Annotated in this window: 1 protein-coding gene and 1 tRNA gene; one reads left to right on the plus strand and one right to left on the minus strand. The window is 66.1% G+C overall.

Going from position 1 to position 888, the window contains the following annotated elements; genetic code table 11:
* Positions 1-84: 84 nt before the first annotated feature.
* Positions 85-171: transfer RNA gene (locus tag AC1DQP_RS21025), tRNA-Leu, on the minus strand.
* A 153-nt stretch (positions 172-324) separates the two neighbouring features.
* Between AC1DQP_RS21025 and AC1DQP_RS21030 the strand changes: the two genes are divergently transcribed.
* On the plus strand, positions 325-888 hold a 564-nt coding region (locus AC1DQP_RS21030; protein WP_478052499.1), incomplete at its 3' end, for a glutathione S-transferase family protein.

Genomic DNA, 888 nt, shown 5'->3' on the forward strand with positions numbered 1-888 from the left:
GAAAGTCGTGCGTTCCAAGCGCGTGTCATCGAACGCCAGAAACGAAAAAACCCGCTTGCGCGGGTTTGATCATTTACCGAGTCGTGGTGCCCAGGAGAGGACTCGAACCTCCACGAAGTTACCCCCGCTAGCACCTGAAGCTAGTGCGTCTACCAATTCCGCCACCTGGGCGACTCAGGCGGAGAATTATGCGGAAGCATTCGAACACTGTCAATGCATGCCCAAGCCACATCCGAGCGAGAGCGCTGGCGGGTGGCGCGGCGCGGCTTGACCGGGGCGGCAGAGACTGAAAATACTCGCCCCACTAAGCAGCAAGGCGTTCCCATGGCGACCCCGATCCTGCATGTCCACCCGCTGTCTTCGTGCTGCCAGAAGGTGCTGATCGCCGCCCGCGTGCTGGGTGTGGCGCTGGACGAGCGCCTGTTGAACCTCGGCGACCCGGTCGAGCGAGCCGCGTTCCGGGCGCTGTGGCCGCTGGGCAAAATGCCGCTGCTGGTGGAGCAGGGCGCGCCCATCGGCGAGACCAGCATCATCATCGAACACCTGCAGCTTCATCACGCCGCCGACGGTAGGCGGCTGCTTCCGCAGGACCCGGCGCAGGCCCTGGAGGTGCGGCTCTGGGACCGGGTCTGCGACCTGTACGTGATGACCCCGATGCAGGCGCTGACCGCTGCCCTGCTGAAGCCGGGCAGCGACGGGAATGGCGCTGCGACCGAGGCCGCCCGCGCGACCCTACTGAACAGCTATGCCCTGTTGGACCAGCAGTTGGACGGGCGTCGCTGGCTGGCGGGCGAAGCCTTCACCCTGGCCGACTGCGCCGCGGCGCCGGCATTGTTCTACGCCGTGGCTTACGTGCCGCTGCCGGATGCGCATGCGGCACTGTCTGCC

This window comes from Stenotrophomonas sp. P5_A8 (genome assembly GCF_056400545.1).